Annotated in this window: 8 protein-coding genes; all 8 read right to left on the minus strand. The window is 45.5% G+C overall.

Features of this window, described 5'->3' with window-relative positions; all coding sequences use genetic code 11:
• Nucleotides 1-13: 13 nt before the first annotated feature.
• Complete coding sequence (mnmE, locus tag L0992_16075; protein XGB67157.1) at nucleotides 14-1,375, minus strand: tRNA uridine-5-carboxymethylaminomethyl(34) synthesis GTPase MnmE; 1,362 nt, start codon at nucleotides 1,373-1,375, stop codon at nucleotides 14-16.
• A gap of 130 nt (nucleotides 1,376-1,505) precedes the next feature.
• Nucleotides 1,506-3,125 (minus strand): membrane protein insertase YidC, encoded by a 1,620-nt coding sequence (gene yidC, locus L0992_16080; protein XGB67158.1) that lies wholly within the window; start codon nucleotides 3,123-3,125, stop codon nucleotides 1,506-1,508.
• 2 nt (nucleotides 3,126-3,127) lie between these two features.
• Nucleotides 3,128-3,385: a membrane protein insertion efficiency factor YidD gene (gene yidD, locus L0992_16085; protein XGB67159.1), complete on the minus strand. Its 258-nt coding sequence runs from the start codon at nucleotides 3,383-3,385 to the stop codon at nucleotides 3,128-3,130.
• Nucleotides 3,352-3,675 (minus strand): ribonuclease P protein component, encoded by a 324-nt coding sequence (rnpA, locus tag L0992_16090; GenBank protein ID XGB67160.1) that lies wholly within the window; start codon nucleotides 3,673-3,675, stop codon nucleotides 3,352-3,354. The genes yidD and rnpA overlap by 34 nt, the downstream gene beginning before the upstream one ends.
• Before the next feature lie 45 nt (nucleotides 3,676-3,720).
• Nucleotides 3,721-3,855, minus strand: a complete 135-nt coding sequence (gene rpmH, locus L0992_16095; protein ID XGB67161.1) for a 50S ribosomal protein L34 — start codon at nucleotides 3,853-3,855, stop codon at nucleotides 3,721-3,723.
• A 207-nt stretch (nucleotides 3,856-4,062) separates the two neighbouring features.
• The gene (locus tag L0992_16100; GenBank protein XGB67162.1) at nucleotides 4,063-4,800 is read right to left on the minus strand and encodes an amino acid ABC transporter ATP-binding protein; all 738 of its coding nucleotides are present in this window, start codon (nucleotides 4,798-4,800) and stop codon (nucleotides 4,063-4,065) included.
• On the minus strand, nucleotides 4,797-5,468 hold the full coding sequence (locus L0992_16105) for an amino acid ABC transporter permease (GenBank protein ID XGB67163.1): 672 nt from the start codon (nucleotides 5,466-5,468) through the stop codon (nucleotides 4,797-4,799). The genes L0992_16100 and L0992_16105 overlap by 4 nt, the downstream gene beginning before the upstream one ends.
• A 136-nt stretch (nucleotides 5,469-5,604) precedes the next feature.
• On the minus strand, nucleotides 5,605-6,354 hold the full coding sequence (locus L0992_16110) for an amino acid ABC transporter substrate-binding protein (protein ID XGB67164.1): 750 nt from the start codon (nucleotides 6,352-6,354) through the stop codon (nucleotides 5,605-5,607).
• Between the last annotated feature and the right edge of the window lie 310 nt (nucleotides 6,355-6,664).

The raw sequence follows: 6,664 nt of genomic DNA on the forward strand, positions 1-6,664 counted from the left end.
TGGCCTTTAAAGGTTATTTACCAATACAGAAAGAAGAGAAGATGCGACCTAAAAGATCGTCTGAGCTGAACTCGCCTGTGATCTCATTGAGGTGCTGTTGAGCGATACGAAGCTCTTCCGCTAAGATCTCTCCAGCCATATAGCCTTCAAGTTGTTGTTGGCCAATATCTAGGTGTTCAGATGCGCGTTCTAGGGCATCTAAGTGGCGACGACGCGCCATAAATCCACCTTCATGACCACCAGCAAAGCCCATGCAATCCTTAAGATGACTGCGCAGAGCATCAACACCTTGGCCTGTTTTCGCTGATAGGCGGATTAGGGTTGGATCGTTCACATGGCAAATACCCAGCTCTTCACTGGTTTGATCCGCTTTATTACGAATCACCGTCATACCGATGTTATTTGGTAAACGATCAACAAAATCTGGCCAGATATCTTTCGGGTCTGTGGCATCTGTGGTGGTGCCATCCACCATAAATAAAACTCGGTCTGCCTGAGTAATTTCTTCCCAAGCGCGTTCAATACCGATTTTTTCGACTTCGTCAGACGCATCACGCAGGCCTGCAGTATCGATAATGTGCAGTGGCATACCGTCAATATGGATGTGCTCACGCAGTACATCACGTGTAGTACCGGCAATGTCGGTCACAATCGCTGACTCTTTGCCAGACAGTGCATTCAATAGGCTCGATTTACCTGCATTCGGGCGGCCAGCAATCACCACCTTCATACCTTCGCGCATGATGGCGCCTTGGTTGGCTTCTTGGCGCACGGCTTCCAGGTTGTCGATGATAGCCTGTAAGTCAGCACTTACTTTACCATCAGCCAGGAAATCAATTTCTTCTTCTGGGAAGTCGATAGCCGCTTCAACATAGATTCGTAGGTGAATCAGTGAATCGACCAACGTGTTAATGCGCTTAGAGAACTCACCTTGTAGTGACTGAAGCGCTGATTTTGCCGCTTCTTCTGAACTTGCATCAATCAAGTCAGCAATCGCTTCAGCTTGGGTTAAATCCATTTTGTCGTTCAAGAAGGCACGCTCTGAGAACTCGCCTGGGCGCGCAGCACGTACACCGGAGATGGTTAGGATGCGCTTGATGAGCATGTCCATAACCACTGGGCCGCCGTGGCCTTGCAGCTCTAACACGTCTTCGCCAGTGAACGAATGTGGGTTAGGGAAGTAAAGCGCGATACCTTGGTCGAGCTCGATGCCATCGGCCGATTTAAAAGGCAGGTACTCAGCGTAGCGAGGCTTAAGTGTTTTTCCTGTTACTTCTAGGGCAACCTGAGTCGCCAATGGGCCGGAAACGCGGATAATACCGACGCCACCACGGCCGGGCGCGGTCGCTTGAGCAACAATCGTATCTGTAGTCATAGGTGTGCCTGCTAGCATGTGAAAGCCAAAAAGGGGCGTTCACGATTAATCAATTAGCTGAATTGTAATCAGCTAAAAACAAAAAGGCGACCTTTTGGTCGCCTTTCTTTATCTCTTTCTATTATCGAACTTACTTAGAATGTAAGCCTTTCTTTTCCAGCGCGCGATAGATAAGCGTTTGCTGAATCAGAGTTACGATGTTCGATACTAACCAGTATAGAACCAGACCTGAAGGGAAGAACAGGAAGAAGAATGTGAACATAACCGGCATAAAGGTCATGATCTTCTGCTGCATTGGATCCGTTACAGTTGTCGGGCTCATCTTCTGGATTAGGAACATTGAAGCACCCATCAGAAGTGGCAAGATGTAGTATGGGTCTTGTGCTGAAAGGTCAGTAATCCAACCGAAGAACGGTGAGTGACGCAGTTCAACAGACTCCATTAGTGCCCAGTATAGTGAAATGAAGATAGGCATTTGCAGAAGGATAGGTAAACAACCACCTAGTGGGTTTACTTTCTCTTTCTTGTAAAGCTCCATCATTTCTTGGCTCATGCGTTGACGGTCGTCGCCAATACGCTCACGCATTGCAGTCAGCTTAGGCTGAAGCATGCGCATTTTCGCCATAGACGTGTACTGAGCTTTCGTTAGTGGGTACATAGCACCACGAACGATGAAAGTTAGGATGATGATTGCCACACCCCAGTTCGATACGAAGCCTTGAATGAACGAAAGCAGAGTATGAAGAGGTTTAGCAATGAACCATAACCAGCCGTAGTCAACTACTAGGTCTAGGTTAGGTGCTGTTTCAGCCATTTGGTCTTGAAGTTTTGGACCAACCCAAAGCGTTGCTTTGAAGCTCGCTTCGTCGCCGTTAGCGATGGTTTTGTTCGGCATACGAACACCGATGTCGCCAAGGTTACCGATTACACGAGTGTAAAGGTTGCTGCCCGCTTCGTCGCGTGGGATCCAAGCACTTGCAAAGTAGTGTTGAATCATCGCAGCCCAACCTTGACCATTTGCTAGGTTAAGAGACAGGTTGCGATCTTGCATATCGTCGAAGCTGTATTTTTTGTAACGCGTATCTTCCGTAGAGTAAGCACCACCACGGTAAGTTGGCATTGTTAGGCTACCGCCGTCATCCATAACGTTTTGACGTAGGTGAGCGTACATGCCGAATGTCGCGTTGTTACCAGAGTTGTTGATTACATCGTATTCAACGTCAATCGCGTAGCTGCCGCGCTTAAGTACGAATGTTTTTGTGTAATCAAGGCCGTTCGCTTGGTAAGTCATTGGGATGCGTAGTTCATCTTGACCTTCAGCTAGCTTGAAGCTGTCTGCTGAAACCGTGTAGCTAGGGCGGTTAGTGCTGCTTAAATCGATACCTTGAGGACCAACTAGACCGCTTTGAGCGATAAATTGGTGACCTGGTTCGTTTTTAAGAAGAACAAACGTATCTTCAGAATCGAACTCAGCAGAGTAATCGTTTAGGTTTGCTTTAACGACATCACCACCAACCGTATCAATTGACAGAGTCAGTACATCAGTTGTTACTGTGATAGTTTTTGCAGAAGCAACTTGACCAGGTGCCGGGTCTAGATCATCTGCATAAGATGGCGCTGGTAGGGTGCTGCCAGATTGTGCCTGCTCAACCGCTTGTGGTGCTGGGTTCTTAGCTACGTTCCATTGTTGGAAAAGTAGGAAAGAAACCAATGCCAATGCGATTAACAGGATATTACGTTGAGAATCCATCGTTATTTATCTCTGTCTTGTTTTTGGACTGGTGGAACGGGGTCAAAGCCCCCTTCGTTCAAAGGATGGCATTTTAATAGACGTTTGCCTGATAACCAACACCCTTTTACAAAACCGTGAGCTTTCAACGCTTCTATCGCATATAAAGAGCAGGTTGGAGTAAATCGGCAGCGTGGGCCGATGAGTGGACTAATAAACCATCTATAAAAATAGATGGGTATTAGCGCTATCCACGCGAAGGGCGAGACAGGCGAAGCCATAATTTGTCGAGTAGCTTGAACATTTCTTCATTGCTTAAATCTTGCGCGCTCTTCTTAGCGATTACAACAAAATCTTTGTTAGGAAGTTTGTGTTGAGTGTTACGAAAGCTTTCACGAGTAAGACGCTTGAATCGGTTACGACCAACTGCGGTTTTAATCTGCTTTTTCGGAACGGCTAATCCAAGGCGAGGATTTGAAAGAGAGTTATTTCGAGCAATGATGGTGAAATGAGGAGAGCCAGCTCGATGAGCTTGCTTGAAGACATTTTGATAATGTTCGGGAGTTAACAAGCGTAACTCCCGACCGAAGGCTAGCTTATTCAAAATAATCAAAGATTACTTAGAAAGACGCTTACGGCCTTTTGCACGACGTGCATTGATTGTTGCGCGACCGTTCTTAGTAGCCATGCGAGCACGGAAACCGTGAGTACGCTTACGCTTTAGAACTGTAGGTTGAAAAGTGCGTTTCATTTGTAATTACCTTACTGATCAGTAGTTTTAGGTTTTTGTTAAACCCGGCGTGGGCATTTTTTCTCTTCTTTATATAAGAAAGGAAAACCGACGCCTCTCAACAAAGAGGCGGAATTGTAATCACTGTCACAAAAAGTGTCAATGATTGGGTTAACTAAAATTCCGGTCGGGGGATTATACGTAGATTAACTAAAATCACAAGGATCCTTAGTCGATCCCAACCTTATTTAAGAATTTTTTTAATTTAGGATCCTGTGGATTACCGAAAATATCCTGTGGAGATCCCTGCTCGACAATATGACCATCAGCCATGAAGATCACTCGGTCTGCGACCTCTCTAGCGAACTGCATTTCATGGGTGACCACCAGCATGGTTTGATGCTGATTTGCTAACTTTTTCATTAAGTTAAGCACTTCGCCAACCCATTCAGGATCAAGCGCTGAGGTTGGCTCATCAAACAACAAAAGCTCAGGTTGGAGTGCCATTGCACGGCCAATACCAACGCGTTGTTGTTGGCCACCAGAGAGCGCTGCTGGGTAGCTATCGGCTTTGTCACCTAAACCAATATCATCGAGTATTTGTTGTGCTTTTTCATAGGCTTGCTGCTTCTTCCAGCCACGAACGGTAATCAAACCTTCAGCAATATTCTGTCTCGCGGTTTGATGAGCGAATAGGGCATAGTTCTGGAACACAAAACCGGTCTTACGACGCAGTGCAAGCACCTCTGCTTTGGTGTGTTTCTGAGCATCAACATTAATATCATCAATCGAAATGGTGCCCTGATCGGCTTGCTCTAGAAAGTTCACACAACGCAGTAAGGTAGATTTACCAGTCCCACTTGAACCTATGATGACAATTATCTCACCTTGCTTGATTTCTAGGTCGATCCCTTTCAAAACTTCGGTGTCACCAAACTGCTTGTGGATATTTTGTAATTTGATCATCGTACATACGCCTTATTCAGTTTCACTTCGGCCCAAATTTGAATACGAGTGAGGATAACCACCACGCCCCAGTAAATCAGCGCGACTGCTAAGAAAGCCTCGAAGAAGCGGAAACTTGAAGAGGCTTCCATCTGAGCTTTAGCCATGATTTCTGCTACACCTAGGGTGAATGCAAGCGAAGTCGATTTAATCATGTCGATGAAGTAGTTCATCAATGATGGCAGTGCCACGCGGGTGGCTTGTGGCAAGATCACTCTGCGCATCGCTTGGCTGGTTGTCATACCTACCGAAAGGCTGGCTTCCATCTGGCTGCGATCAATACCAATAATCGCGGCACGAATACTTTCTGCCATGTAGGCGGCAAAGTGCAAGGTTAAACCAATCACGGCGGCGCTGAAGGCATCTAAGCCAACCATCCACGGGAATACTTGTGGTAAGCCGTAATAAAGGAGGAATAGTTGTACCAGCAGTGGCGTGCCTCGGAAGAAGCTAATATACAATTGGCTGAGCTGGTCGAGTACTGGGATTTTGAATACACGAATGTTCGCCAGTATCAGAGACAAGATAAGAGCAAAGAACAAGCCCCAGATCGCCATCTCCATGGTGGTGCCTAGATACTTCAGCAGTATCGGCAACAGCTCTAGCATGTAATTAAAGTCAAATCCCATAATCTATCTCGTATTTTTATTGGAAGTGTTGTTATCTTTTGAAGTACGGTTATATCAGGCTTTTTAATCGGTTACACAAAAGCAAAAAGCCCACCGCTGTGTAAAGCAGTGGGCCTTCAATGGAGAAAGTGAGTAATTACTTCTGAGTAATGTCCGCACCAAACCATTTCTGAGAGATACTTTCTAGCGTACCATCTGCGCGCATTGCTGCTAATGCTTCATTTACTTCTGCTTGCAGTTTTTTACCGTTGTCGTTGTCAACGAAAGGCCAAGCGTTTTCAATTGTTTCGAATGGCTGACCTGCTAGTTGTAATGGTAGACCAGTCTTCTTGATAAGCTCTAGTGCTGATAGGCGATCCATTACGAATGCATCTGCACGGCCTAGTGCTACATCATGTTCAATACCTGTATCGTAGGTCTTCACATTGATCTTGCCGTCTTTGTCGTAGCTGCGAAGCAGTTGTTCAAAGTTTGAGCCTAGGTTTACCGCAACAGTCTTGCCATCTAGGTCTTCGATGCCTTTGATGCTGTCATTACCTTTACGAACGGTAATCTGTGCGCCGTCTACTACGTATGGGTCTGCGAATAGGTATTTCGCTTTACGTGCATCCGTCATTGTAATTTGGTTTGAAATGGTATCGATTCGACCCGTTTCAAGAAGACCGAACAGACCAGAGAAGTTTGCCGTTACGTATTCAACCTTGTAGTCGTTACGCTTACCGATCTCATCCCATAAATCCACTTCAAAACCTTGCAGTTGGTCTTGTTTAACGAAAGTAAACGGGAAGTAGCGACCAGACATGCCGACTTTAACTTCAGTCGCGGCTTGAACAGTAGCAGCAGAGAGTGCGATAGCCGCAATTGCAGCCTTAATCCAGTTATTCATTTGGTAACTCCTTATATTTATGGGATTGGATGTTACTGGGAAAATGCACAATAGAATAAATAACCAGATGTTATTAACCATAACCAGATCGCATTCCTGATTTGGGGATAACTAGCAAGGATCCGGGCATAAGTGGATCGTTATGTGAGTAAATTAGGGGCAAGATGTGTGGATCCACCGATTAATTACAAATTTATTGTGAATAACTTGGATCTTATTCACTGGATCTGTGATCAATTGCTGGTGATTTGACTTATCAACAGGTAAAATTAGCAGTCATTTCATATTACTTAAATAGAGTGGGGGCACC

The sequence above is a fragment of the Vibrio pomeroyi genome (genome assembly GCA_041879425.1).
Classification (GTDB): domain Bacteria; phylum Pseudomonadota; class Gammaproteobacteria; order Enterobacterales; family Vibrionaceae; genus Vibrio; species Vibrio pomeroyi_A.

Coding starts and splice junctions, on each gene's coding strand:
- yidC (XGB67158.1), bottom strand. CDS start 3,125: ATGGATTCTCAACGTAATATCCTGTTAATCGCATTGGCATTGGTTTCT.
- mnmE (XGB67157.1), bottom strand. CDS start 1,375: ATGACTACAGATACGATTGTTGCTCAAGCGACCGCGCCCGGCCGTGGT.
- rpmH (XGB67161.1), bottom strand. CDS start 3,855: ATGAAACGCACTTTTCAACCTACAGTTCTAAAGCGTAAGCGTACTCAC.
- L0992_16105 (XGB67163.1), bottom strand. CDS start 5,468: ATGGGATTTGACTTTAATTACATGCTAGAGCTGTTGCCGATACTGCTG.
- L0992_16110 (XGB67164.1), bottom strand. CDS start 6,354: ATGAATAACTGGATTAAGGCTGCAATTGCGGCTATCGCACTCTCTGCT.
- yidD (XGB67159.1), bottom strand. CDS start 3,385: ATGGCTTCGCCTGTCTCGCCCTTCGCGTGGATAGCGCTAATACCCATC.
- L0992_16100 (XGB67162.1), bottom strand. CDS start 4,800: ATGATCAAATTACAAAATATCCACAAGCAGTTTGGTGACACCGAAGTT.